The sequence below is a fragment of the Halomonas sp. 1513 genome (assembly GCA_001971685.1).
Lineage (GTDB): Bacteria > Pseudomonadota > Gammaproteobacteria > Pseudomonadales > Halomonadaceae > Franzmannia.
Genome location: CP019326.1, coordinates 3553820 through 3579679, shown reverse-complemented (window position 1 = coordinate 3579679; position 25860 = coordinate 3553820). Strand labels below are relative to the sequence as shown.

The window sequence follows — 25860 nt, the reverse complement described above, 5'->3', positions numbered from 1 at the left end:
GCTACCCCTGGGGCGCGGCAGTGGCCTCAGGGTGATACAGGAACACCGAGTCGCGTGGGCGACTCGGTGCGTGGAAGCATGTCAGGCTTCCCATGAGAAAGTCGCCGCGCAAAAAAGGCAACCCCCCGGGAAGCTCAGGCATCATTCGGCGTCGGTTTCGACCTCGGCGTCGGCCTCGCGATCGAGCAGGTACTGGGTCAACAGGCCCACCGGGCGACCGCTGGCACCTTTCTGCTTACCGGAGCTCCAGGCGGTGCCGGCGATGTCGAGGTGCGCCCAGGGGAACTTGTCGGCGAAGCGTGACAGGAAGCAGGCCGCGGTGATGGTGCCTGCCGGGCGCCCGCCGATGTTGGCCAGGTCGGCGAAGTTGGAGTCGAGCTGCTCCTGGTACTCGTCCCACAGCGGCAGGTGCCAGGCGCGATCCCAGGCGGTCTCGCCGGCCTCGAGCAGGTCCAGCGCCAGGTCGTCGTCGTTGGACAGCAGGCCGGTGGCGTGGTGGCCCAGGGCGATGATGGCGGCACCGGTGAGGGTGGCGATGTCCACCACGCTGGCGGGCTCGAAGCGCTCGGCGTAGGTCAGGGCGTCGCACAATACCAGGCGCCCCTCGGCGTCGGTGTTGAGGACTTCGACGGTCAGCCCCTTGAGGGTCTTGATGATGTCGCCGGGCTTGGTGGCCTTGCCGTCGGGCATGTTCTCGGCGGCGGCGACGATCGCCACCAGGTTGATCTTGGGGCGGATCGCCAGCACCGCGTTGACGGTGCCGAACACGCTGGCCGCGCCGCACATGTCGAACTTCATCTCGTCCATGGCTTCGCCGGCCTTGAGCGAGATACCGCCGGTGTCGAAGGTGATGCCCTTGCCGACCAGCACGTGGGGGGCGTCGTCGGGGTTGTCGGCGCCCTGGTAGGTCATGACGATCAGCCGCGCCGGCTCGGCGCTACCGCGGCCCACCGACAGCAGCGAGCCGGCGCCCAGCGCTTCCAGCGCCTCCTCGTCGAGGATCTCGACCTCGAGCGCCCCGCCGGAGCCCTTGCCCAGCTGTTCGGCCTGTTCGGCCAGGTAGCGCGGCGTGCAGACGTTGCCCGGCAGGTTGCCCAGGGTGCGGGTGACGTTGATGCCGGCGCCAATGGCGGCGCCGATGCGCGCGCCCTGCTTGACCGCAGTGGCCTGGGCGCTGTCGCTGACCAGCAGCGTGACGCGCTCCAGCTTGGCCGCGGGGGCCGGGTCGGACTTGAATTCGACGAAGCGATAGATGGCGCGCTCGGCGGCCTCCAGCGTCATGCGCGCCTTCCAGGCGCTGTCGTGGTCGCCGACCGGCACGTCGGTGAAGGCCGCTGCGGCGTCGCTCACCGGGAGCTTGGCCAGGGCGCCGAAGGCGGCGTCGAGAGCCTTGCGGAAGGCGGCCTCGTTGCACTTTTCACGCTCGCCCAGACCCACCAGCAGCAGGCGCTCGCCGCTGACGCCGGGGGCGAAGGGAATCATCTGCACGTTACCCAGGCTGGCGCTGAAGTCACCGCGCTCGATCAGCTGTCCAATCAGGCGCTCGCTGGCATCGTCGAGCTTGGCCGCGGCCGGCAGCAGGTCGCCGTCCTTGAATACCGGTACCACGAGACAGGCCGTCTCGACCTTGGCCGGGTTGGCCGTCTGAACAGTGAATTCCATGACGTCTCCACAAGACAAGCGAAAGGGGATTCTGGATAATGCCGGCACGACGCCTTGCCGCAGCCGAATGCCGTCCAGTGTACGCAATGCGCTGCGCCATTGCATGGGGAGCGATACCTGCCCTGCATGGAGCACCGGGAGAGTTTCTTGATCATATTTCGCTACCTGACCCGCGAGATCCTGCTGACCATGGCCGCCGTGGCCGGGGTGCTGCTGCTGGTGATCATGGGCAGTCGCTTCATCCGCTATTTTACCGATGCCGCCGAGGGCGACATCCCGGCCAGCATCCTCGGCACCCTGATGCTCTACCACCTGCCGGGGTTCCTCGAGCTGATCCTGCCGCTGGCGTTCTTTCTGGGCATCCTGCTGGCCTACGGGCAGCTCTACCTGAACAGCGAGATCACCGTGCTGGTGGCCTGCGGTACCAGCCCGCGGCGGCTGTTGACCATCAGCCTGGTGCCGGCCGCCGTGGTGGCGGTCCTGGTGGCGCTGTGCAGCCTATGGTTGACCCCGGCCGGCGCGCTCAACAACGCTGTGACCCTCGAGGAGCAGCGCAGCCAGCTGGATTTCTCGGCGCTGGCGCCGGGCCGTTTCCAGGACCTGGGGGCGGGGCGCACGGTCTACGTTGAGGGCTTCACCGATAATCAGACGCGCATGCAGAACGTCTTCATCAGCGAGCGCCAGCGGCGTACCGACGGCACCCCGGAAGATAGCGTGACCCGCGCCCAGAGCGGCTACCAGACCGTCGACGACGAGACCGGCAGCCGTTTCCTGGTGCTGGCCGACGGCGAGCGCTACAGCGTCGACCCGGGGCGCTTCGAGGCCGAGCGCCTGGAGTTCGCTACCTACGCCGTCCGCTTGTCGAGGAGCGATGAGGTGGTCGAGGTCGACTCGCCGGAGTACGCCTCCACGCTGGCGCTGCTGGGCAGCGACGACAGCCGCGCCCACGCCCAGCTGCAGTGGCGCTTCGGGCTGCCGCTGATGGTCTTCATCCTGACCCTGATGGCGATGCCGCTATCCAAGGTCAACCCGCGCCAGGGGCGCTTTGCCAAGCTGCTGCCGGCGATCTTCCTGCACATCAGTTACCTGAGCCTGCTGCTCGCCGCCCAGGACGCCATCGGCCGCGGTGCGCTGCCGGCGGCGGTGGGCATGTGGCCGATTCACGCCGCCTACCTGGCGCTGGGCCTGGCCATGATGCAACGCGCTCAGCAAAAGGGGATGCGCTGATGATCGCCGACCGTCTCGACCGCTATATCGCGCGCAACGTGCTGGGGGCGATCATCGTCGTGCAGTTGGTACTGCTCGGCCTCGATCTGGTGATCTCCTACATCAACGATCTCGACGACGTCGAAGGCGACTACGGGGCCTTTCAGGTGCTCGTCTACCTGATCATGCGCCTGCCGTGGCGCTTTTATCAGTATGCCCCGGTGGGCGTGCTGATCGGCGCCCTGATCGGCCTGGGCAGCATGGCCTCGAGCAACGAGCTGACCGTGATGCGCGCCGCCGGGCGTTCGCTGTCGCGGATCCTGTGGGGGGTGATGAAGCCGATCGTGCTGGTTGTGGTGGTCGTGCTGCTGGTGGCCGAGTATGTCAGCCCGCGCACCGAGCAGTTTGCCAGCGCCTGGCGTATTGAGCAGATGCAGGGCGAGGGCGCCGTGCTCACCCAGCGCGGCGGCTGGCAGCGCGAGGGCGACACGGTCTACCGTTTCGGGGCGATCCGCGGCGACAATACCGTGCTCGACCTGACCCGCTACGAGTTCGAGGGCGAGACGCTGCTGGCGGCGACCACCGCCGAGCGCGCGGTATGGAACGACGACCGCTGGATCCTCGAAGAGGTCTCGATCACCCGCTTCGAGGACCAGCGCACCGCGGCCGAGTCTCTCGAACGCCTCGACTGGCAGACCACGCTGACCCCCGACCAGCTCGGGCGCCTGTTGCGCCCGGTCAACAGCCAGGCGCCCAGCGAGCTATGGGCCTATGCGCGCTACCTGCAGGGCCAGGGGCTGCAGGCGACCCAGCCGCTGCTCTACTTTTGGCAGAAGATGCTGATGCCGCTGACCATGGCCTCGCTGGTGCTGGTGGCGGCGTCCTTCGTGTTCGGTCCACTGCGCACCGTAGCCGCCGGCACCCGGGTCTTCTACGGGGTGGTGACCGGGCTGTGCTTCAAGTACCTGCAGGACCTGCTGGCGCCGGCCTCGACGGTGTTCGGCTTTTCGCCGGTGTGGGCGGTACTCGGCCCGACGCTGATCTGCGCGGGCCTGGGGTTTTATCTACTACGACGCTCGGGCTGACGAGAGGACGCTATGCGACGACGCTTTACCGATCTCGACCGCGTATGGCCGGCCGGCCTCGGCCGCCGACTGGGCGCGATGCTCTACGACAGCTTCCTGGTCATGTCGATCTGGGTGCTGCTGGCCCTCATTGCGGTGGCGCTCAACCGCGGCGAGGCTAACGAGTCGCCGCTCTTCCATGGCCTGCTGTACGTGGCGACCTTCGCCTTCTTTGCCTTCTGCTGGATGCGCGCCGGCATGACGCTGGGCATGCAGGCCTGGCGACTGCGCGTGCAGACCCCGGACGGTGCCAGCATCAGCCTGGCGCAGAGCCTGATTCGCTTCCTCGTCGCCTGCCTGTCGTTGGCCCTGTTGGGCATCGGCTACTGGTGGGTGCTGTTCGACGCACAGCGCCGCAGCTGGCCCGATATTGCCTCGGGCACCCACGTCGTGGTGCTGCCCAAGCCGGAAAAGTCGGCTACCTAATCAATAGGTCGTACTCGCACTTGCAATACTCTCTGCGAATCATTTACATTTGTTGTGTGGATGATCAGCGAGGTGATGCGCATGTACGTGTGTCTTTGCAATGGGGTGACCGACAAGGCGATTCGCGAGGCCGTGGACGGCGGCGCGCGCAGCTGGCGCGAGGTACGCGAGTCCACCGGCTGTGCCACCCAGTGCGGCAAGTGTGCCTGCGTTGGCAAGGCGCTCACCCGCGAGGCGGTCGTCAGTACCATGGTCAAGGCCGACTTCGATCTCGCCTATGCCGTGTGAGGTTGGCTGCCAGCCGTTAGCCATTGCCACCTGCAGTCCTTTGCAAATGCGAGAGCGTCTCGCTAAACTCCTGTCTTGATTGGTCTTTTTGCCTTTTCCCGGTTTTTTGTCGATACTGGTTGCATGCCGCCGCGGCTTGCGGCGACCCTAGCGGTTTGTGTCATGTATTCAGGAGACGTTTCATGAAAGGCGACGCCAAGGTCATTCAGCACCTCAACAAGGCCCTCGGTAACGAGCTGGTGGCCATCAATCAGTACTTCCTGCACGCCAAGATGTACAAGGACTGGGGCCTCAAGGCGCTGGCCAAGTGGGAGTACGACGAGTCCATCGAGGAGATGCAGCACGCCGATCGCCTGATCGAACGCATCCTGTTCCTCGAGGGCGTGCCCAACCTGCAGGACCTCGGCAAGCTGCACATCGGCGAGAACGTGCGCGAGATGCTCGAGTGCGACCTCAAGATCGAGCACGACGGTCGCAAGGACTACATCGAGGCCATCACCCACTGCGAGCAGGTCAAGGATTACGTCTCCCGCGACATCTTCCGCGATATCCTTGCCGATGAAGAAGACCATATCGATCATATCGAAACCGAGCTCGGCCTGATCGACAAGGTCGGCATCGAGAACTACATGCAGCGTCAGATGCAGATGGCCGGCGACGAGTGAGACGCTAGCCCCTTCACGACCCGCAGCGTATTGCGACACCGGCCTCAGGGCCGGTGTCTTGCGTTGAGGCCTGTGCCGCCGGCAGCGCCAAATGTTCTATGCTGGTGCATGGGCGCTCGGCGGCCGCACCAAGAAGAAACGCGGCCGACGCCCTCGAGCCATGCGACCGGCGCGCGATGCCTTGCGGGATGGGGCGGCAAGCGATGAGCCGGATATGGCAAGAAACCTGCATACCCAATAACGACAATCTTGTATACCGAGGCCTCTGCCATGCATCGATCCGTGATTCGCCCCCTTTCCCTGGCCACCGCGCTTGGCGCGATGCTGCTGAGCGGCACGGCCAGCGCCGCTACCGATATTCGCTTCCAGCTCGACTGGCGCTTCGAGGGGCCGTCGGCGCCTTTCCTGATGGCGGTGGCGCGGGGTTACTTCGAAGAGGAGGGGCTCAACGTCGAGATCGATTCCGGCAGCGGCTCGGCGGGGGCCATCAACCGGGTCGCCAGCGGCGCCTATCAGATGGGCTTCGGCGATCTCAATGCGCTGGTCGAGTTCCTGGCCGAGAACCCCGACGGCCCGGGCATCCAGGGCGTCTATGTGGTCTATGACGGATCGCCAGCGGCTGTCTTCGCGCGCAAGGATCGCGACATCGAGACGCCCGCCGACCTGGCCGGCAAGACCCTGGCAGCGCCGACCTTCGATACCGGCTACCGCGCCTGGGGCATCTTCGCCAATGCCAACGACCTCGACGCCGATGCCGTGACCTGGCAGAGCGTCGACCCGGCACTTCGCGAGACGCTGCTCGAGCGCGGCGACGTCGATGCCATTACCGGTTTCTACTTCACCAGCCTGCTCAACCTCGAGGCACGCGGCATGCAGGAGAGCGAGCTGACCATCATGCCGTTCCCCGACTACGGCGTGCCGCTCTACGGCAATGCCATCATCGCCAGCGAGCAGTTCTCCGAGGAGAACCCCGAGGCGGTGGAAGGCTTCCTGCGCGCCTTCAACCGGGCGCTTGCCGAGACCCTGGCCGACCCCGAGGGTGCCATCGACTATGTGCGCAACCGCGACGGCCTGATCGACGTCGAGCTCGAGACGCGCCGCCTGAAGCTGGCCATCGAGGGCGCCATCGACACCGAGGACGCCCGTGCCCACGGCGCCGGTGCCATCGACGAGGCGCGCCTGGAAGAGTCGATCCGGCTGGTGGCCGAGGCTTACGACCTGCCCGCGGTGCCTGACGCCGAGCGGGTCTTCACCTCGCGCTTCCTGCCCGCCCAGGATGACCGCATGATCTTTGTCGATTGAATCCAAGGGTTGCCATGACCGCCACTACCACCGAGTCGCCCGCCGCCGCGTCGGCGGGCAGCCAGCGCGGCTTCGTCGACTTCGACGGCGTCAGCCTCGCCTATGACGATAGCGGCAACGCCATCGAGGACATCAGCCTCTCCATCCGCGAGGGCGAATTCGTCGCCATCGTCGGTCCCTCGGGCTGCGGCAAGTCGACCTTCATGAAGCTCTGCACCGGCCTGCACGGGCCCACCCAGGGCAGCGTGCGGGTCGCCGGCGAGCCGGTCAGCGGGCCGCTGAAGATCACCGGCATGGCGTTCCAGAACGCCAACCTGCTGCCGTGGCGCACCACCCTCGACAACGTGCTGCTGCCGCTGGAGATCGTCAAACCCTACCGCGCGCAGTTTCGCAAGCGGCGCGCGGAGTTCGTCGGCTGGGCGCGGGAGCTGCTGCGCACCGTGGGGCTGGAAGGCTACGAGGACCAGTACCCCTGGCAGCTCTCCGGCGGCATGCAGCAGCGCGCCTCGATCTGCCGTGCGCTGATCCATCAACCCAAGCTGCTGATGCTGGACGAGCCGTTTGCCGCGCTGGATGCCTTTACCCGTGAGGAGCTGTGGTGCGTGCTGCGCGATCTCTGGCAGGCGCAGCGCTTCACCGTGGTGCTGGTCACCCACGACCTGCGCGAGGCGGCCTTCCTGGCCGACACCGTGTATGTGATGAGCAAGCGTCCGGGGCGCATCGTCGAGCGGCGCGAGGTGGCGCTGCCGCGCCCGCGTGAGCTGGAAACCACCTATCGAGAGCCCTTCACCACCCTGGTGCACGAACTGCGCGCGCAGATCGGCGAGATACGCGGAGGTGCGGCATGAAGGCCACCACCAAGGAGCGACTGGCGCCGTGGCTGGCGGTAGTCGCGCTGCTGGTGATCTGGGAGGGCACGGTGCGCGCGCTCGACGTGCCGCCATTCCTGTTCCCCGGCGCCTGGGATACCTTCCAGGCCATGATCACCTTCGCCGGGCCGATCGGCATGCACTCCTGGCAGACCCTGTGGACCACCATGGTCGGTTTCGGTCTGGGCGTGGCGGTCGGGCTGGTGCTGGGCTTCATCATCGGCTCGTCGCGCTTCATGTATCGCGCCTGCTACCCGCTGCTGGTGGGCTTCAATGCCATCCCCAAGGTCGCCTTCGTGCCGATCCTGGTGGTGTGGTTCGGGATCGGCTCTGTGCCGGCGATCCTCACCGCCTTCCTGATCTGCTTCTTCCCCATCGTGGTCAACGTCGCCACCGGCCTTGCCACCCTGGAGCCGGAGCTGGAGGACGTGCTGCGGGTACTCGGCGCCAAGCGCCTCGACGTGCTGCTCAAGGTGGGGCTGCCGCGCTCGCTGCCGTACTTCTTCGCCTCGCTCAAGGTCGCCATTACCCTGGCCTTCGTCGGCACCGTGGTATCGGAGACCGTGGCCTCCAATCAGGGCATCGGCTACCTGATGATGAGCGCCGGTTCGCAGATGCGCATGCCGCTGGTGTTCGCCGGGCTGATCGTGATCAGCGCCATGGCGATGGTGATGTACGAGCTGTTCGCCGTGCTCGAGAAGCGCATGACTCGCTGGGCGCACCGCGGCCAGGACCGCTGAGGCCTCAGTCGAAGGCCTTGATCAGGGCGAAGCGCGGCAGCGTCTCGCCCTGAATCTCCACCGTTTCGCAGAACATCTCGAGCGGCCGGACCCACAGGCCGTAGTCGCCGTAGAGGGCGCGATAGACCACCAGCGCTTCTTCGTTCTCGCTGTGCTGGGCGACACCCACCACCTCGTAGTCGGCACCCTTGTAGTGGCGGTAGATGCCCGCTACCGGGCGCTTGGCGTCATGCATCCTGAATCTCCTGAGAATCTGCTGTGCGCGCGGCGGCCCGCTTGGCAAGTCGCGCCATGACCCGCGCCGCGGCGGCGAAGCCGAAGGCGCCGGTGACGAAGGTAGCCGCGCCGAAGCCCGAGGCGCAGTCGAGTCGGGTGGCATCCCCGGTTCCCGGCTTGGTCAGGCACACCTCGCCGTCGGCACCCGGGTAGACCAGCTGCTCGTCGGAGTAGATGCACTCCACCGAGAAGCGCCGCTTGGGGTTGCGCGAGAAACCGAAGTCGCGGCGCAGCCGGGCGCGGACCTTGGCCAGCAGCGGGTCGTGCTCGGTGCGGGTCAGGTCGGCGACCTGGATGCGGGTGGGATCGGTCTGGCCGCCGGCCGCGCCGGTCACGGTGATGGGAATCTTGCGCCGCTTGCACCAATTGATCAACGCCGCCTTGGCCACCACGCTGTCGATGGCATCCAGCACGTGGTCGGCGTCGTTGGGAATCCGCTCGGCGAGGTTGCTCGGGGTGACGAACGCCGCGTCGGCGACCACCTCGATACCGGGGTGAATTGCCCGGCAGCGCTCCGCCAGCACCTCGACCTTGGGGCGGCCGATGGTGCCGTCGAGGGCGTGGAGCTGACGGTTGACGTTGGAGACGCAGACGTCGTCGAGGTCGATCAGCGTCAGCTTGCCGATCCCGGCCCGGGCCAGCGCCTCCACCGCCCAGCTGCCGACGCCGCCGACGCCGACCACCACCACATGCGCGTGGCGGAAGGTGTCGGCGGCGCGGCTGCCGTAAAGCCGGCGGATGCCGCCGAAGCGCAGGTCGTAGTCGTCGGCGGCGTTGGCGCCGGAAGGGGGAGCGTCGATATCGGTCATGGGGCGGTGGCGAATGTCGGTGAGTCGGCGTCATGCCAGACGATGTCATGCTGGGGCAGATGGGCGGCCCAGCCGAAGCGTTCGAACAGTTGCTGCATGTCCTCCTGCAGCGGCGCGCTGACCTGCAACTGCCTGGCCTCCCGCGGGTACGGAAAGCGCAGCTCGACGGCGGCCAGCAGCAGCCGCGGGCAGCCGAGCCGCTCCTTGAAGAAGCGGTTGTGGTTGCCCTTGCCGTGCTTGGCATCGCCGATGATCGGGTAGCCGCGCTGCGACAGGTGGCGGCGGATCTGATGGCGGCGCCCGCTCAGCGGGCGCGCCTCGATCAGCGAATAGCGGCTGCTGGGGTAGCGGTCGACCTGTACCGGCAGCTCGACGCTGTCGAGGCGGCGGATCTCGGTGGCCGCCGGCATGGCCGGCATCTGCGCCTTGGGGCGGCTGCCGTCCTCTTCGCGCAGCGGGTAGTCGAGCCGCTCGGCTGAGGGGCCGACGCCGCGCACCACCGCCAGGTAGCGCTTGGCGACATGCTGCTCGGTGAACGCCTGGGCCAGGGCTGCGGCGATCTCGGCGCTTAGCGCGAACACCATCACCCCCGAGGTGGGGCGGTCGAGGCGATGCACCGGGTAGACCCGCTGGCCGAGCTGGTCGCGCAGCGTCTGGACCATGAAGCGCGTCTCGCCGCGGGCCAGGGCGGTGCGGTGGACCAGCAGCCCTGACGGCTTGGCCACGACCACCAGCGCCGTATCGCGATACAGGATCGGCAGCGGGGCGCAGGCGTCTCGGCTGGGGGGCGTGGCAGGCATGGCAGCGGCGTCTCGAAATGGGCGGCCATTGTCGCTGCTCGGCACGCCGCTGTCATCCGTATCGCCTGTGGATCTCAGCCGTAGAGCGTTTCCCAGTGGATATCCAGCTTGGGCGCTGCGTCGAGCATGAGCTCGGATTCAATATGTTCGAGATGATGCAGCATGAGCCGGATGGCAGCCGCTTCATCGTGATTCTCTATGGCCTCGACAATTTGGCTATGTTCGTCTTCGGGGCATGCTGGGGTCTGCGGTGCGTCATATAGCGCGATGATCAGGCACGTCAAAGGACACAGCTCGGCCATCAGCTTCTCGATGAAGGCGTTGTCTGCCAGCGCTGCCAAGAGCATATGGAATTGACCGGATAGCCGAATGATGCGGCGGCGATCTCCTGTCGCTCGCGCTTGTGCCTCTTCTTCGAGGTGCTGGTGTAGCCGGGCGATGTCCTGTTCACAGGCCCTGGCGATGACGTTACGTACGATTTCAGGCTCGACCAGCCGGCGGGTGGCGAACAGGTCCCTGGCCTCCTCGGCAGAAGGTCGCTTGACGAAGGCGCCGCGGTTGGGATGCAGCGTCACCAGTCCCTCTTTGGCCAGCAGCGTCAGGGCCTGACGGATCTTGGTCCGGCTCACGCCGAAGGCGCCTGCCAGTTTCTCCTCCACCAGCTTGATGCCCGGCGGCAGCCGATGCTCCATCACCGCGTCGGTGATGCGCTCGGCGATCTGCTCGATGGCCAGTTTGGTGGTGGAGGCTTCCATTGCAATCCCCATTTGTCAGTGATGTGCGATTCAGTATGCCGCAGCCCAGCGCAGATCAGAAGCCGCTGGAAGTGGGCGGATGGCGGTGCTCCGGCTGCACCTTAAAGGCGCCTGCGGAGAATATTTGCACAGTTTGTGTGCGTGATCTATCTTAAAAATTGTACGCAATCCGTTAAACAAAATGCTAAACAATATTAAGAACAAAATTTTTAACATTCCAAATCATGGAGTTGCAGGTGACGTCGGCATCGCGCCAAGAACGAAGCGCCCCGGCATGGCATGGGGCTTGCTCAGACTTTGTGAGGTGACCGGGCGCCTGGCTCGGCTCCGTCATAACAATGATCCGGAGGGTTTCCAGATGTCCAAGTTCCATGTCGTGAAGATGGCTACCTTGCTGACAGCGGGCATGATGCTGTCGTCCTCATTGCTGGCGACAGAGCGACTTCGTGTTGCCGGTAATTTCCCCACCGATCACTCCGTGTCGAGGGCCATGGAGGTCTTCAAGGAGCAGGTCGAGAGCGAGTCAAACGGCGAGATCTCTGTCGAGCTGTTCCCGGCGATGCAGTTGGGCGGGGCCACAGAGAACGTCGATCAGGTGCGTTCAGGCAGCATCTTTGCCGTCTTTACCTCGATCGCTTATTTCACTCGTTCGGTCCCCGAGTACGAAGCGGTAAGCCTGCCGTTCCTGTTCGATAGCCGTGATCAGGCCTTCGCTGTAATGGATGGCCCGGTCGGCGAGCACCTCGATGAGAAGATGGCCGAGCTGGGCTTCGTCAACCTTGGCTACGGCGAGCTCGGTTTCCGGCATGTCACCAACAATCTCCGCCCGATTACGTCGGTCGAGGATTTCGAGGGGATGCGCATTCGCCTGCAGCCGAATGAAGTCCACCTGCAGACCTTCCGTGCACTGGGGGCCAATCCGGTGTCGATGGACGTTTCTGAACTCTACTCCGCCCTGCAGCAGGGAGTGCTTGACGGTCAGGAGAACCCCTACAACATCATCGCCAGCCGTCGCTTCAACGAGGTCCAGGAGCATCTCTCCGACAGTGGCCACTTCTACGACTTCATCAACGCCGTCGCCAATCAGCGTAGCTATGAGCGCCTCTCCGAGGAGCATCGCGTGATCGTCGATGAGGCGATGACAGCGGCCATGGAGTGGCAGCGTGAGGCTGCGGCAGAGGAGGAGGAGTCCTGGCGCGAGCAGCTGATCGAGGCCGGTATGGAGTTCACTCCGATCTCGGCGGAGCTGCGCGCCGAACTGCGCGAAGCGACCATGGAAGTCGCCGAGAGCCTCGCGGAGCGCGTTGATCCTGAGTTCCTCGAACTGGTGATCCAGGAAGCCGAAGCGGCGCTGTGAGGTCAGGCATGACGGACACATCTGCACCACCGCACGACGATGCCAAGGCGCGGGGGCCCAAGCCCCCGCCACGTTCCCGAGCCTTTCGGCGTGCCAAGCGCATCGTGGAGCTGCTCGATGCCACCACCTACTGGGGCATCGTGGCCGTGATGGGCCTGATGGCGACCATCGTCTCCCTGCAGGTGTTCTGGCGCTATGTATTGGGGTCGTCGATCGACTCTGCCGACGAGCTGTCGCGGCTGTTCTTCGTCTGGGCCATCTTCCTGGCTATTCCCCATGGTGTGAAGCATGGGGTTCACGTGGGCATCGACTTGTTCGTCATGCTGATGCCTGAGTGGCTGAAGGAGCTGCTTTTCCGCTTGATGGCAGGCGTTTCGACGACCTTGATGCTGATGGTGATGCTGGGCGCCTGGGTGGCGACCCTCGATCGCTGGCCCGAGCTGATGCCGACACTGCCGATCACTTCGGCGATCTATTACATCGCGGTGCTGATCTGCGGTGCCCATGCCTTCCTGCATCTGGCCCTGCTGGCCTGGGGCGGGTCTCGCACCTGGGAGGAGCTGACATGACCTGGCTGGCGATAGGGTTGTTTCTGGGCTTGGCGGTACTCGGCATGCCGCTGGCCTTCGCCCTCGGCTTTGGGTCGCTGGCGGGCCTGTGGATGCTCGATTTCGAGCTGGTGGTGATGCCGCAGCGAATGCTGCACGCCGTCAACAGTTTCCCGCTGATGGCCATTCCGCTGTTCATGCTCGCCGGTGAGCTGATGGTGAGAGCCGGGATCATGGACCGGCTCATCTCCTTTGCCAACAGCCTAGTGGGCAGGATGCACGGCGGCCTGGCCCACGTGACGATTACCTCCGGCACCATTTTCGCGTCGGTGAGCGGCGCGGCGGTGGCCAGCGCCAGCGCCATGGGCAGTACGCTGGTGCCGTCGCTGCGCAAGTACTACCCGGATGCCTACTCGGGGGCGGTGATTGCCTCGGCGGCCAATCTGGGCCCGGTGATCCCGCCCAGCAATGCGATGATCGTCTACGCCCTGATGGCCGGCTCTTCGGTGTCGGTGGGCGGGCTGTTCATGGCGGGTATCCTGCCCGGCATCCTGCTGGCCGTGGGCTTCATGGTCATTGCGAGCTGGATCTCCTGGAAGCGCGGCTATCCGCTGACCGGCGAGCGCTTCAATCTCTGCAATGTGGCGCGTCAGGCGCGGCGCGCCATTGTCATCATCCTGATGCCGGTGATCGTGGTAGGCGGCATCGTAGGCGGCATCTTTACCGCGACCGAAGGGGCGGCCATCGCGGTGGTCTACTCGGCGTTCATTGGATTCGTCGTTACGCGTCGTCTGCGTGTCGCCGACCTGCCGGGCTGTCTCTACCGCGCCGCGGTGACCTCGGCAATGGTCGGTGCGCTGATCGCGTTTGCGTCGGTGCTGACCTTCATTTTCACCATCGAGATGGTGCCGATGATGCTGTCATCGTTCATCCAGTCGCTGACCGCGGACCCGATGATCTTCATCTTGCTGACCATGGCGCTGCTGGTGGTGATCGGCATGCTGATCGAGTCCAACGCCGCCTACATCATGCTGGTGCCGCTGTTCGCGCCCGTCGCCGTGCTGTACGGCATCGATCCGCTCTATTTCGGCTTTCTGTTCATGTACAACCTGGTGGTCGGCATGATGACGCCGCCGGTTGGCGTGCTCTACTTCGTCATGAGCGGCATCACCAAGGTGCCGATGATGACGCTGGTCAGAGAGTCACTGCCGTTCGTCGCCTTCCAGTTCGCGATCCTCGGGCTATGCATCGCCTTTCCGCAAATCGTCACCGCGCTGCCTCGTGCACTCGGTTACTGAATCCTGAGGAGCAGACCATGCCGACACCCTCTCCGTTCGACGCCGAGCACCCCGCCGACCTGGTGATTTACGGCGCGCGCTTACTGACCGTGGACCCACAGCTCGGTGAGATCGCCTGCGGTCGCTTGGTGATCCATCAGGGGCGCCTGGTCGAGGTGGGCCCCCACGCTGCCGGCGAGCCGCTCCCACCCGCCCGCCTTACCCTGGATATGCATGGTCGAGTGATCATTCCAGGTTTCGTCAATGTGCATACCCACACCATCCTGAGCATGGTACGTGGCGTGGCCGAGGACATGGGCTTCGCCCCGGCCTACACCCCGGGCGTGCCCCACGGCCATGAAGTCAGCGAGGAAGAAGCGGTGGCACTGGCGCGACTGGGCGCCGCCGAGGCGTTGCTGTTCGGTTCCACCCTGATCAATGACAGCTATGTGCATGCCGACCTGACGCTGCCGGCGATGGGCGAACTGGGCATGCGGGTGATCACCTGTGGCCGCATCCATGATGTGGACTTCAGTCGCGTTCATGAAGGGGTGTGGGAGCATCGCACCGCGATTGGCGAGAAGACGCTGGGCGAGGCGGTGTCGCTGCATGAGCGCTGGCAGGGCAAGATGGATGGCCGCCTGGGCGTCGAGCTGGCGGCCCATGCGCCGGACACCTGCTCCCGCGAGCTGCTGGCGAAGGTGGCCGAGACCCGCGACGCCCTGGGTATCCAGGTCAATGGTCATCTCTCCCAGAGCCGCAAGGAGAATCGTCGCGTCGAGGAGCGCGACGGCATGAGCCCGAGTGAGCTGCTCGAGGAGGTCGGGCTGCTCGGGCCGCGCTTCACTGCGGCGCACTGTATGTACGTCAGCGACAGCGATATCGCGCGTATCGGTCGTGCAGGCACCAATATCGCCCATGTCCCGCGCGGCAATGCCACCGGCGGGCGCATTGCCCCCACCACCCGACTGCGTCAAGCCGGCGCCAACCTGACACTGGCCACCGACAACATGCACGCCGACATGGTCGAGGTCATGCGCTGGGCGCTGATCATGGGCCGCGTCCAGGAAGGCGAGGTGAACGACACCTGGCAGCCTCACCATGTGCTGGAGATGGCCACCCTGAACGGCGCCAAGGCGCTTGGCCTGGGGCATGAGCTGGGCTCGCTGACGCCCGGCAAGCGCGCCGACCTGGCGGTCTTCGATTTCCGCCGCCCGCACCTGGTGCCGCTGATCAATGCGCTGGGCAATCTGGTGCATACCGCCCAGGGGCGCGATGTGGAGATGGTGGTCTGCAATGGGCAGGTGGTGGTCGAGGGGGGCGAGCTGTGCCTGGCGGATACGCCGGCGCTGCTGGCCGATGCCCAGCACGCGGCCGAAGCACTCTGGTCCCGCGCCCGGGCCCAGGTCTGACCCTGCTAACGGCTCGAGGGAGCGCCCATGAAACTGCTGATCGTCAATCCCAACATCTCGCACAGCGTCACCGAGCTGATCGAGGCCGAGGCGCGCCGTACGGCCAGTCCGGGGACTGAGCTGACCCTGCGCACGGCGGCGCTGGGCGTGGCCTATATCGAGACCCGCGCCGAGGCTGCCATCGGCGCTTACGCGACGCTCAACGAGCTGGCCGACCACTTTTCCGGACACGATGCCGCCGTGGTGGCCGCCTTTGGCGACCCGGGGCTTGAAGCGGCCCGCGAGATGCTGCCGATACCGGTGGTGGGCCTGACCGAGAGTGCGCTGATGAGCGCCGCCATGCTCGGCGGCAAGATCGGCATCGTGGCCATCTCGCGGCGTATTCGGGCCTGGTACGCCGAGACCGTTGATCGCTATGGCATGACCTCGCGTCTGGCCGGTATCCGCTGTCTGGACGAGCCGCTGGCCAATATCGGCAGCGTGCAGCAGGACAAGGGCGAGCAGCTGGTGGCGCTGTGTGAGGCGGCGATTCGCGACGATGGCGCGGATGTGCTGATCATCGCCGGCGCGCCTCTGGCCGGCCTGGCGCGCAGCGTGGCACAGCGCATACCGGTGCCGGTGGTGGATGGGGTGAGCTGCGCGGTGCAGCAGGCGGAGCTGTTGGCCCGCCTGGGCCCCGCCAAGGCGACCGCGGGCAGCTACGCCGCGCCGCCGGTGAAAGGTGCTGTGGGCTTGTCGCCGGCACTGCGGCAGCTGATCGGCCGGGAGGATCAGCAATGAGCCGTCCTGAGTCGGCCGAGAGTGTCGTCCGCCTGCGGCTGGTCTCCCACGACCTCGAGTTCGTGGCCGAGACCCGTCCCGATGCGCCGCACAGCGCGGCAGCCTTTCTCGCGCTCCTGCCCTGGCAGACGCAGCTGGTGCACGTGCGCTGGAGCGGTGAAGGGGTGTGGATACCCCTGGGCGATAAGGACTTCGCCCTGCCGTGGGAGAACCCCACCCGCTATCCCGCTCCCGGCGACGTGCTGTTCTACCCCGGCGGATACAGCGAGACCGAGATCCTGCTGGCCTACGGCGCGTGCAGCTTTGCCAGCAAGCTGGGGCCGATCGCTGGCAATCATTTCATGAGCCTCGTCGAAGGACTCGAGCAGCTCCCGGAACTGGGTCGACGCTGCCTATGGCAGGGCGCCCAGCCGCTGACCATCACTACCCACCCGACCCAAGGAGGCTCCCAATGACCGTGAACCGCAGTCGATTCGGCGTGCTCACGCCTTCGTCCAATACGGCGCTCGAGCCGCTCACGGCTGCCATGGTGGCCAAGGTTCCCGGGGTCAGCGCGCACTTCTCGCGCTTTAGCGTGACTGAAATTGCGCTCAGCGCGCGGGCGCTGGGCCAGTTCGATGATCGCCACGTGCTGGCGGCAGCCTGCCTGCTGGCCGACGCCCGGGTCGACGTGATCGGCTGGAGCGGCACCTCGGCCGGCTGGCTGGGGTTCGACCATGACGTGACCCTGTGCCAGCGGATTACGGATGAAACGGGTATTCCGGCAACCACATCGATGCTGGCGCTGAATGAGATTCTCGCCGAATACGGCCTACGCGAGTTTGGTCTGGTGACGCCCTACACCGACGACGTGCAGCAGCGAATTCTCGACAACTACCGCGGCGAAGGATTTGCGGTGGTCACCGAAGACCATCTGGGCATTAGCGAGAACTTCGCCTACGCCGAGGTCAGCGCGGAAACGCTCACCGCCCAGGTACGGCGTGTGGCCCAGGCCGGCGCGCCGGCCATCGTGGTGGCCTGCACCAATCTCTGTTCGGCCGACCTGGTAGCACAGTGGGAGGCGGAGCTGGGAGTACCGGTGCTGGATACCACGGCCACCGTGGTGTGGAAGATGCTGCGCATGACCGGACATGGCGAGGCGTCAGTCAGCGGTTGGGGTCAACTGATGGAAGGAGTGATGGCGCATGGCTGAATTCGATCTGGTGATTCGGCGCGCCCGCTGCGCCACCGCCGCCGATGTGTTCGAGGCCGATATCGGCATCCGCGACGGCGTGATAACGGCGCTGGGCAGCGGTCTCGGCGCCGGGCGTGAAGAGATGGATGCCGCCGGCCGCTGGGTGCTGCCAGGCGGCATCGACGGGCACTGCCATCTGGACCAGCCCACCTCTGACGGCTCGAAGATGGCCGACGACTTTCTCAGCGGTACCCGCTCGGCGGCCTGCGGCGGCACCACCACGGTCTTTCCGTTTGCCTGCCAGATGAAAGGCCAGAGCCTGCGCGCCGCCGTCGACGACTATCACCAGCGTGCCGAAGGCAAGGCGTGTATCGACTACGCCTTCCACCTGATCGTGACCGACGCGACCCCCGAGGTGCTGGCCAATGAGCTGCCGGCACTGATCCGCGAAGGCTACACCTCGTTCAAGATCTACATGACCTACGACGACTTGAAGCTGTCGGACCGCGAAATCATCGACGTGCTGGCGGTGGCCCGTGAGCACGGTGCCATGGTCATGGTGCACGCTGAGAATGCCGACTGCATCGCCTGGCTCACCGAGCGTCTGCTTGCCCATGGCCATACCGCTCCCCGCTATCACGCCGAGGCGCGGCCCATGCTGGTCGAGCGTGAGGCCACCCACCGCGCCATTGCCTATGCCGAACTGGTCGACGTGCCGATCCTGATCGTCCACGTCTCTGGGCGTGAGGCGATAGAGCAGCTGCGCTGGGCGCACAGCCACGGCCTACGCATCTATGCCGAGACCTGCCCACAGTACCTGTTCCTGACCGCTGACGACCTGGGCATCGAGGACGACGATCACCACGGTGCCAAGTGCATCTGCAGCCCGCCGCCGCGCGACAAGGCCAACCAGCAAGTGGTCTGGGATGGCCTGGAGAGTGGCGCCTTCCAGATCTTCTCCTCGGATCATGCGCCGTTCACCTTCGCTGGCCCCCAGGGCAAGTTCGCGGCCGGCAGCGACGCCAGCTTCGAGCGTATTCCCAACGGCATCCCGGGACTCGAAACGCGTCTTGCCCTGCTGTTCAGCCATGGGGTGGAGACGGGCCGCTTGACCATTCAGCAGTTCGTGGCACTCACCGCCACCAATGTGGCGCGCATGTATGGCCTCTATCCGCGTAAGGGCTCGATCGCCGTCGGCGCCGATGCCGACCTGGTGATCTGGGAGACCGGCCTGGACCGGCGCATCCGCAACAGCGACCTGCATCACGGCGTCGACTACACCCCCTACGAGGGCATACCAGTGTCGGCTTGGCCGGCGTTGACGCTGTCACGTGGCGAGGTGGTGTGGCGTGACGGCGACTACCTGGGCGTCGCCGGGCGCGGCCAGTTCCTGCCCTGCGCCCTGCCCGCGCCGGCTCGGCCCAAGCCTCGGCCGCCGGGGGGTGCCGCGTGGTAAGCCGCTCGAACAGTGCGGCATTGATCGAGTCGCTGCTGGCACTCGCGGTGATCGCGGTGGGGGTCATGTTTCTGCGCATCGTGCACAGCACGCCGCCGCCGTTTGGAGACCCCCGCGATATCGGCTCGGCGGCGTTCTTCCCCGGCTTGATCGCACTGCTGGTGACCGGCCTCGGCGTGGTGCTGCTGCTGTCCGCCTGGCGGCCAGCGTCCTCGTTGGCCTTCGAGTCTGGACACACCGCCCGGGCGCTCGTCGCCTATGCGCTGATGGTGGCCATGGTCGTATCGATCCGCTTCCTGGGCATCTGGCTGGTCACCATGCTGGCCGTGCCGCTGCTGGCACTCTGCTTCGGCGAACGCCGCTGGTATGTGCTGCTGGCGCTGGCGGTAGTGCCGCCGGCGCTGGTGATCCATCTCTTCGAGGGCGTCATGGGGGTCTACTTCCCCAGAGGGGTGGTGCTGTGATCGACCTGGCCGTACTCCAGCAGGGGCTTGCCATGCTGGCCAGTCCCTGGACCTTCCTGGCGCTGTCGGCGGGGCTTGCCGGGGGCATCCTGATCGGCGCCCTGCCGGGGCTCACGGCCACCATGGCGGTGGCGGTGCTGGCACCCTTTACCTTCTTCATGGAGGCGACCATTGGCATCCCCTTTCTCTTGGGGATCTACAAGGGGGCCATCTACGGCGGCTCGATACCGGCCATCCTGGTCAATACTCCCGGCACTGCGGCGGCGGCGGCCACCGCCCGCGATGGCTATGCGCTGACCCAGCAGGGCAAATCACGCAAGGCCCTGGAGTTGAGCCTGTATAGCTCGGTGGTGGCGGATTTCCTGGCGACCCTGGTCTTGATCATGGTCGCCATCCCGCTAGCCGGCATCGCGATCCGCTTTGGTTCTCCGGAGTTCGCACTGCTCTACCTGATCGCCTTGACCATGATCGCCACGGTCAGCGGCGAAAGCTTCCTCAAGGGTCTGATCGCCGCGGGTCTCGGGCTGCTGGTCGCCTCCATCGGGCTCGACCCGATGTCGGGCTATCAGCGCTTCACCTTCGGCAACACCGATCTGCTGGGGGGCGTGTCACTGATTCCGCTGCTGATCGGCATGTTCGCGCTGAGCGAGATTCTCATGCAACTGACGCACCCCCCGGAGCGGATGCACGATGCCGGGCAGGCGGCGGAGCATGGCGGGGAAAGGCTCAAGTGGTCGGAGTTCTGGGCCCTGCGCCCGACGATCCTGCGCTCTACCTCGCTGGGGACCTTCCTGGGGTCGCTGCCTGGCCTGGGGGCGGAGATAGCCTGCTGGATCGCCTATGGCCTGGCCCGCGGTCGCTCCCGCGAACCGGAAAAGTTCGGCAAGGGGTCGCTCGAGGGCCTGGCAGCGGCAGAGTCCGGCAACAACGCCGTGGTGCCCGCGGCGCTGATTCCCATGACCGTGTTCGGTATTCCCGGTGACACCATTACCGCGGTATTGATCGGCGCGCTGATGGCGCAAGGCATGATGCCGGGGCCGCTGTTGATTCAGCAGAACCCAGGCTTCCTGTTCGGGCTGTTTCTGGTGCTGCTGGTCACCAACGTGCTGCTGCTGATATTCGGTTTAGCGGCGATTCGCTGGCTGAAGCAGGTCACGCGGATCCCGCCCACGGTGCTCTATCCCTGCGTCCTGCTGCTCTGCGTGTGCGGCGCCTATGCGGTCAACTCCAGCACCTTCGATCTGCTGATTCTGGTGGTTGGCGGTGGCCTGGGCTATGTGATGCGCCGTACCCACTTTCCCATTGCCCCGCTGATCATCGGCCTGCTGCTGGGGCCGGGTTTCGAGAGCGCCGTGCGTCAGTCGCTGGTGTTCTCCAACGGCAGCCTGGCGATCTTCTGGTCGCGGCCAGGCAGCCTCATCCTGCTGATCCTGCTAGCGCTGGTCATCCTTGCGATGGCATGGCGCGGCCTGGTGAAAGCAGGTGTCATCCGCAAGCGTTCCAACGCCCACCCACCCAAGTCCAACAACAGCTGAGGCACATAACCATGTCCCGTCCCCTCCTGTCCCGTACCTTGCTGGCCGCATCCCTCGCCGCGGCCGCCACCCTCACCACTGGCCAGGTCCTCGCCGAGGAGAGCCACCTCCCCGATGAGCCGATCCGCTTCGTCACGCCCTATCCTGCAGGGGGCTCCCACTCGCTGCATGCCGGTATCATTACCGCGGTTGGCGAGGAGTTTCTGGGCCGACCGCTGATCTCGGTGATTCGTGGCGGCGGCGGCGGTGCGGTGGCCGCCGCGGAGGTGGCCGGCAGTACGCCAAATGGCACGATGCTGCTGTTTGGTGACCCGACCATCAATTCACTGCGCCCGCAGGTCGAAGACCTGCCCTACGAGATGGATGACTTCGTGCCAGTGGCTCGCATCAACTACAGCCCGGCGATTTTCGTGACCACCCCCGACCAACCCTTCCAGAGCATTGGTGAGCTGGTCGAGCACGCCGAGGATAATCCCGGCGAGGTGGTCTACAGTTCCGACAACCGCAATGGCTTCACCTACACGGTCTTCGAGATGCTCAAGGCGACAGCCGATATCGAGATGCGCGGCGTCGAACTGGGCGGTGGCGGTCCTGCGGTGACCCAGCTGCTGGGTGGCAACACCATGGCCTATGCCGGTGATCCCAGCGTGGTGGGCGAGCATCTCGAAGCGGGGAGTCTGGTCGGCCTATGCGTCACCGACACCGAGCGTTTCGACGCCTATGCCGATATCCCCACCTGCCAGGAAGAGGGCTACGACGTGGTCTTCCAGTTCTGGCGCGGGGTGATGGCACCGGCCGACACGCCGGCCGAGGTTGTGGCAGAACTCAGTGATGGCTTCCAGCGCTTGACCGAAGACGAAGGCTTCCTGCGTCTGATTGGCCAGATTGGCTCCGGCATTCAGTTCCTCGGCCATGAGGAGTTCGCCGAAGCGCTGGCGGCGGAGCAAGCCGCCCTGCGCGACGCGTATCTCGACGACTAACTCGACGCCTCACCGCACAGGAGAGTGTCGGCGGCCCCTAGCATGGGGCCGTCGACCGTTTGCGATGACACACAACGTTGACAAGACCACGACACTGCTGGGCGCTCGTCCGCTCAGTGAGAACGGCTCCCATGTCCTGCCATCGCCGATGGATATCGTTATCCGCGGGGGCATCATCGAGGCGATACGGCCAGCGGGGGAGGCTCCCCCGGAAGGCGATGCCGTCGATGCCTCAGGCACCCTGGCCGTGCCGGGCTTCATCAATGGTCACCACCATTCCCATGAGAATTTCCACAAGGGGCGCTACGACCGGCTGCCCCTCGAGCTGTGGATGAACTACGTGCGGCCGGTAAAGCCCTTGCCATTGACGCCCGACGACGTCTACCTGCGCACGCTGGTGGGTGCCTGCCAGGCGCTACTCACAGGCACCACCTGTATCGTCGACGACTTCAACGCCTCGCCGCTGCTCGACCGCGATCACCTCGAGGCCGCACTCGCCGCCTATGACGATATCGGTATCCGTGCGCTGCTCGGTCCCACGCTGTTTGACGTGCCATTCCACGAGAGCGTGCCGTTTATTCACGAGGAGTGCAGCCCGGAGACGCTGGCCAGCCTGGCGCCCGGCAAGTCGACCCCGGCGGCAGACTATCTGCACCTGGTCGAGTCACTCGCCGCGACGCGTCATCCTCGCGACAACCGCGTAGGGGTACTACTGGCCCCCTCCGCGCCGCAGCGCTGCAGCGACAGTCTGCTCGGCGAGGTGAGGGCGCTGGCCGACAGAACCGGACTGCCGGTGATCATCCACGTCCAGGAAACCCGCCTGCAGGCGGCCTCGGCCTGGCACCAGCGAGGCAAGACGCTGTTCCAGCATCTCGATGATCTGGGCTTTCTGGCGCCGGGAACCTCGCTGATTCACGCGGTGTGGCTGACCCCTGACGATATCGTGCGGATTGCCGCCAGCGGCGCCAGCGTGCAGCACAACCCCAACAGCAACCTCAAGCTTGGGTCCGGGCTGATGCCCATGCGCGCGCTGCTGGACGCGGGGGTCAACGTGAGCCTGGGGACCGACGGCTGCGGCTCCCTGGAGTCCACCGACATGCTGCGGGTGGTGGCCAACACCGCGCTGATTCACAAGCTGCGCGGCGACGACTATCGGCACTGGATTGGCGCCGAGGAGGCGCTGGAGGCGGCCACCCTGGGCGGCGCCCGGGCGCTGGGCATGGAGCAGCAACTGGGGCGGATCGCGATTGGCATGCGCGCCGATCTGGTGCTCTACCGGCTGGATGCACCGGCCTTTACGCCCCTCAATGACCCGCTGCGCCAGCTGGTGTTCGGAGAGAGCGGTAGCGGGATCCATTCGGTATGGGTGGACGGCGAGCGGGTCGTCGCTGACGGCAAGCTGACGCGGTTGGACCAGCATGAGGTATCACAGCGTATCGACCAGGCCATGCAGCGGCTGAGGCCAGCCATCGAGGCCGCCGAGGAGATGACCGAAACCTTGCGGCCGGCCTATGAGCGCATCTGGTCGCGCTGCCAGGCGCTGCCCCTGGCGCCGGGCACCATCCCGGCGCGGTTCGACGAATGAGCCTCGAGTGGCTGGGTATTCAACTGCTCGGCGCTGTCGCGGCGCTACTCGGGGTCCTGGCCTTTCAGTGTCGCCACGATGTTCGCATGCTGGTGATGCTATCGGGCTCGTGCCTGGTGTGGAGCCTGCACTTTTTGCTCTTGGCACAGCCCACGGCGGCCCTGCTCAATGTGATCACGGCCGTACGCAATCTGGTTGGGATTCGCTGTCGCGGCGGCTGGTTCGCCGCAGGCTTTATCGGACTGTATCTGGTCACCGGGAGTTACAGCTGGCAAAGTGGATGGGATATCTTGCCGGTCGTCGCGGTGATCTCGGGAAGCGTCGGCGTCTTCTTTCTTGCCGGCCTGCCGCGACGCGGGGCGCTGCTGATTGGTAGCCTGCTGTGGCTGGTGTTCAACTGGCAAGCGGGGTCGATCCCGGGGGTTCTGGTGATGTTCGCTGACGGCGTCTCCAACAGCTGGCGAATTTATCGCCTAAGGCGCCAGGCCCAGCCCAGCGAGCTTTCTGACAGGGTCTAGGTCTTCGGGCCGCGGGACGTTTCAGCAATCCATAGCGTAAGCACCTAGACGGGCAGGGCGGTTTTACGACGATGACATCCCACTCACCTCACCTGGTGGTCTTCACCGGTGCCGGCATCAGTGCCGAGAGCGGCATCCAGACCTTTCGCGCCAGCGACGGCCTGTGGGCCGATCATGCCATCGAGGACGTGGCCACGCCCCAGGCCTGGCGCCGCGACCCTGAGCGGGTACTGCGCTTCTACGATGCGCGGCGCACCCAGGTGCGCCGCGCCCGTCCCAACGCGGCCCATCAGGCCCTGGCCTCGCTCGAGAAGCAGGGCTTTCGGGTCAGCGTGATCACCCAGAACATCGACGACCTCCACGAGCGTGCCGGCTCCCGCGACGTGCTGCATCTCCACGGCGAGATTCTCAAGGCGCGCTCCAGCGTCGATGAGCGCATGCGCTATCCGCTGCCGCGCGGCGGCATCAGGCTTGGCGATATCTGCGACAAGGGCAGCCAGCTGCGCCCCGACGTGGTGTGGTTCGGCGAGCCGGTGCCGCGCTATATAGAAGCCTGCGAGATCGTCGAGCAGGCCGACCTGCTGCTGGTGGTGGGTACCTCGCTGGCGGTGATGCCGGCCGCGGCGCTGCTCGAGCGGGCGCCGCTGGACGCCGAGGTGATCCTGGTCGACCCGGCCGCCGAGCGGCTGGCGCCGCCGGGTGTGGCAGCGCTGGCCCAGCCCGCCGGGCGTGGTGTCACCGAGCTGGTGCGCCACTGGTCGCGGGAGGGCCGCCTGTGGCTGCCGGAGACGCTGCTCGAGGCGTGAGGGATTTTGCCCGCACTACCCTTTAAGGCATTATTAGCGGTCTAATCAACGCGGCGGTTGGATTGCGTCGACCGACGGACTTCATCGCAAGGACACGCCATCATGTTGCTTTTCGAACGTCTCAATCGTCTCTTCCCGCTGTGGGCGATTCTCTTCGCTGCCTTGGCGATCTTCATGCCACCGCTGTTCACCGGCTATGCCGGGCGGATCCAGACGCTGCTGGCGATCATCATGTTCGCCATGGGGCTGACGCTGTCGAAGCAGGATTTCCTCAACGTGGTCAAGGCGCCGCTGCCGGTAGGCATTGGCGTGCTGCTGCAGTTCGTGTTGATGCCGCTGGCGGCGCTGGGGGTCTCGCTGGTACTGGGCCTGTCGCCGGAGCTGACCACCGGCATGGTGCTGGTGGGCGCGACGGCCGGCGGTACCGCCTCCAACGTGATGACCTGGCTGGCCGGCGGGCGCGTGGCGCTGTCGGTATCGATGACCCTGGTCTCGACCCTGGCCTCGGTGGTGATGACGCCGCTGATCGCCTGGCTGCTGGTCGGGCAGGTGGTCGAGGTGCCGGTGTGGGGCATGCTGTCGAGCATCGCCCAACTGGTGATCGCACCGGTAGCGGCGGGGGTGGTGGTGCATCATTTCCTGGGCCGCCATATCGCGCGCATCGAGCCGGCGCTGGCGACGCTTGCCATGGCGGCCATCGTGATGATCATTGCCATCGTGGTGGCGCTCAACGCCGGCCGCCTGGCAAGCCTGGGCCCGGTGGTGGCATTGGCGGTAATCGCCCACAACGGCATTGGCCTGGCCGGCGGCTACTTCGTCAGCCGGCTGTGCGGCCTCGACCAGCGCACCGCGCGCACCGTCTCCATCGAGGTGGGGATGCAGAACTCGGGACTCGCCGTGGCGCTCGCCAACCAGTTCTTCAGCGCCGGCGCCGCCTTGCCCGGGGCGCTATTCTCGGTGTGGCACAACGTCTCCGGTTCGCTGCTGGCGGGCTACTGGAAGCGTCGCCCGGCGGCGGCGGCAAGACCAGCGGAAAGCGCCTGACG

At 65.9% G+C, this 25860-nt stretch carries 28 protein-coding genes; 23 read left to right on the top strand and 5 right to left on the bottom strand.

Features of this window, described 5'->3' with window-relative positions; translation table 11 throughout:
- Nucleotides 1–141: 141 nt before the first annotated feature.
- Nucleotides 142–1662, bottom strand: a complete 1521-nt coding sequence (locus tag BWR19_16310; protein APX94372.1) for a leucyl aminopeptidase — start codon at nucleotides 1660–1662, stop codon at nucleotides 142–144.
- Nucleotides 1663–1809: 147 nt separating this feature from the next.
- Here BWR19_16310 and BWR19_16305 point away from each other — a divergent pair, with 147 nt between their 5' ends.
- The 8 genes from BWR19_16305 (at nucleotide 1810) to BWR19_16270 (ending at nucleotide 8282) form a co-directional block, all read left to right on the top strand.
- Nucleotides 1810–2889: an LPS export ABC transporter permease LptF gene (locus BWR19_16305; protein ID APX94371.1), complete on the top strand. Its 1080-nt coding sequence runs from the start codon at nucleotides 1810–1812 to the stop codon at nucleotides 2887–2889.
- On the top strand, nucleotides 2889–3953 hold the full coding sequence (locus BWR19_16300) for an LPS export ABC transporter permease LptG (protein ID APX94370.1): 1065 nt from the start codon (nucleotides 2889–2891) through the stop codon (nucleotides 3951–3953). Before BWR19_16305 ends, BWR19_16300 begins: the two co-directional genes overlap by 1 nt.
- A gap of 12 nt (nucleotides 3954–3965) precedes the next feature.
- The gene (locus BWR19_16295; protein ID APX94369.1) at nucleotides 3966–4418 is read left to right on the top strand and encodes an RDD family protein; all 453 of its coding nucleotides are present in this window, start codon (nucleotides 3966–3968) and stop codon (nucleotides 4416–4418) included.
- An 81-nt stretch (nucleotides 4419–4499) separates the two neighbouring features.
- Nucleotides 4500–4706, top strand: coding sequence for a (2Fe-2S)-binding protein (locus tag BWR19_16290; protein APX95074.1), 207 nt, complete (start codon nucleotides 4500–4502; stop codon nucleotides 4704–4706).
- A gap of 182 nt (nucleotides 4707–4888) precedes the next feature.
- Nucleotides 4889–5371 carry a bacterioferritin gene (locus tag BWR19_16285; protein ID APX94368.1) on the top strand — a complete coding sequence of 161 codons (483 nt, stop codon included), beginning with the start codon at nucleotides 4889–4891 and terminating at the stop codon, nucleotides 5369–5371.
- Between the two features lie 270 nt (nucleotides 5372–5641).
- Nucleotides 5642–6673: a taurine ABC transporter permease gene (locus BWR19_16280; GenBank protein ID APX95073.1), complete on the top strand. Its 1032-nt coding sequence runs from the start codon at nucleotides 5642–5644 to the stop codon at nucleotides 6671–6673.
- Between the two features lie 14 nt (nucleotides 6674–6687).
- Nucleotides 6688–7521, top strand: coding sequence for a nitrate ABC transporter ATP-binding protein (locus BWR19_16275; protein APX94367.1), 834 nt, complete (start codon nucleotides 6688–6690; stop codon nucleotides 7519–7521).
- Nucleotides 7518–8282 carry an ABC transporter permease gene (locus BWR19_16270; GenBank protein APX94366.1) on the top strand — a complete coding sequence of 255 codons (765 nt, stop codon included), beginning with the start codon at nucleotides 7518–7520 and terminating at the stop codon, nucleotides 8280–8282. Before BWR19_16275 ends, BWR19_16270 begins: the two co-directional genes overlap by 4 nt.
- 4 nt (nucleotides 8283–8286) lie before the next feature.
- Here BWR19_16270 and BWR19_16265 read toward each other — a convergent pair whose 3' ends face one another.
- The 4 genes from BWR19_16265 to BWR19_16250 form a co-directional block, all read right to left on the bottom strand.
- On the bottom strand, nucleotides 8287–8517 hold the full coding sequence (locus BWR19_16265; protein ID APX94365.1) for a hypothetical protein: 231 nt from the start codon (nucleotides 8515–8517) through the stop codon (nucleotides 8287–8289).
- Nucleotides 8510–9367 (bottom strand): tRNA cyclic N6-threonylcarbamoyladenosine(37) synthase TcdA, encoded by an 858-nt coding sequence (locus tag BWR19_16260; protein ID APX94364.1) that lies wholly within the window; start codon nucleotides 9365–9367, stop codon nucleotides 8510–8512. Before BWR19_16260 ends, BWR19_16265 begins: the two co-directional genes overlap by 8 nt.
- Nucleotides 9364–10167 carry a pseudouridylate synthase gene (locus BWR19_16255; GenBank protein ID APX94363.1) on the bottom strand — a complete coding sequence of 268 codons (804 nt, stop codon included), beginning with the start codon at nucleotides 10165–10167 and terminating at the stop codon, nucleotides 9364–9366. Before BWR19_16255 ends, BWR19_16260 begins: the two co-directional genes overlap by 4 nt.
- 74 nt (nucleotides 10168–10241) lie before the next feature.
- Entirely contained in the window at nucleotides 10242–10922 is a 681-nt protein-coding gene (locus tag BWR19_16250; GenBank protein APX94362.1) for a GntR family transcriptional regulator, read from the bottom strand.
- Between the two features lie 382 nt (nucleotides 10923–11304).
- Between BWR19_16250 and BWR19_16245 the strand changes: the two genes are divergently transcribed.
- From BWR19_16245 to BWR19_16175, 15 genes are all read left to right on the top strand, one after another.
- Nucleotides 11305–12279, top strand: coding sequence for a C4-dicarboxylate ABC transporter substrate-binding protein (locus BWR19_16245; GenBank protein ID APX95072.1), 975 nt, complete (start codon nucleotides 11305–11307; stop codon nucleotides 12277–12279).
- Nucleotides 12280–12287: 8 nt separating this feature from the next.
- A complete protein-coding gene (locus BWR19_16240) occupies nucleotides 12288–12848 on the top strand; it encodes a hypothetical protein (protein APX94361.1) in 561 nt (186 codons plus the stop codon).
- Nucleotides 12845–14125: a C4-dicarboxylate ABC transporter permease gene (locus BWR19_16235; GenBank protein APX94360.1), complete on the top strand. Its 1281-nt coding sequence runs from the start codon at nucleotides 12845–12847 to the stop codon at nucleotides 14123–14125. The genes BWR19_16240 and BWR19_16235 overlap by 4 nt, the downstream gene beginning before the upstream one ends.
- A gap of 17 nt (nucleotides 14126–14142) precedes the next feature.
- Complete coding sequence (locus tag BWR19_16230; GenBank protein ID APX94359.1) at nucleotides 14143–15516, top strand: hydrolase; 1374 nt, start codon at nucleotides 14143–14145, stop codon at nucleotides 15514–15516.
- Between the two features lie 27 nt (nucleotides 15517–15543).
- Nucleotides 15544–16296: an Asp/Glu/hydantoin racemase gene (locus BWR19_16225; GenBank protein ID APX94358.1), complete on the top strand. Its 753-nt coding sequence runs from the start codon at nucleotides 15544–15546 to the stop codon at nucleotides 16294–16296.
- Nucleotides 16293–16751 carry a cyclophilin-like superfamily protein gene (locus tag BWR19_16220; GenBank protein APX94357.1) on the top strand — a complete coding sequence of 153 codons (459 nt, stop codon included), beginning with the start codon at nucleotides 16293–16295 and terminating at the stop codon, nucleotides 16749–16751. Before BWR19_16225 ends, BWR19_16220 begins: the two co-directional genes overlap by 4 nt.
- A complete protein-coding gene (locus tag BWR19_16215; GenBank protein APX94356.1) occupies nucleotides 16748–17488 on the top strand; it encodes an Asp/Glu/hydantoin racemase in 741 nt (246 codons plus the stop codon). Before BWR19_16220 ends, BWR19_16215 begins: the two co-directional genes overlap by 4 nt.
- The gene (locus BWR19_16210; protein APX94355.1) at nucleotides 17481–18926 is read left to right on the top strand and encodes a dihydropyrimidinase; all 1446 of its coding nucleotides are present in this window, start codon (nucleotides 17481–17483) and stop codon (nucleotides 18924–18926) included. The genes BWR19_16215 and BWR19_16210 overlap by 8 nt, the downstream gene beginning before the upstream one ends.
- A 20-nt stretch (nucleotides 18927–18946) precedes the next feature.
- Complete coding sequence (locus BWR19_16205; GenBank protein APX94354.1) at nucleotides 18947–19390, top strand: hypothetical protein; 444 nt, start codon at nucleotides 18947–18949, stop codon at nucleotides 19388–19390.
- Nucleotides 19391–19422: 32 nt separating this feature from the next.
- The gene (locus BWR19_16200; protein APX95071.1) at nucleotides 19423–20925 is read left to right on the top strand and encodes a hypothetical protein; all 1503 of its coding nucleotides are present in this window, start codon (nucleotides 19423–19425) and stop codon (nucleotides 20923–20925) included.
- Between the two features lie 11 nt (nucleotides 20926–20936).
- Nucleotides 20937–21905 (top strand): hypothetical protein, encoded by a 969-nt coding sequence (locus tag BWR19_16195; protein APX94353.1) that lies wholly within the window; start codon nucleotides 20937–20939, stop codon nucleotides 21903–21905.
- A gap of 64 nt (nucleotides 21906–21969) precedes the next feature.
- Nucleotides 21970–23490, top strand: coding sequence for an amidohydrolase (locus BWR19_16190; GenBank protein APX94352.1), 1521 nt, complete (start codon nucleotides 21970–21972; stop codon nucleotides 23488–23490).
- Entirely contained in the window at nucleotides 23487–24008 is a 522-nt protein-coding gene (locus BWR19_16185; GenBank protein APX94351.1) for a hypothetical protein, read from the top strand. Before BWR19_16190 ends, BWR19_16185 begins: the two co-directional genes overlap by 4 nt.
- Before the next feature lie 71 nt (nucleotides 24009–24079).
- A complete protein-coding gene (locus BWR19_16180; GenBank protein APX94350.1) occupies nucleotides 24080–24814 on the top strand; it encodes an NAD-dependent deacylase in 735 nt (244 codons plus the stop codon).
- 102 nt (nucleotides 24815–24916) lie between these two features.
- Nucleotides 24917–25858, top strand: coding sequence for a bile acid:sodium symporter (locus tag BWR19_16175; GenBank protein ID APX94349.1), 942 nt, complete (start codon nucleotides 24917–24919; stop codon nucleotides 25856–25858).
- Nucleotides 25859–25860: the final 2 nt, after the last annotated feature.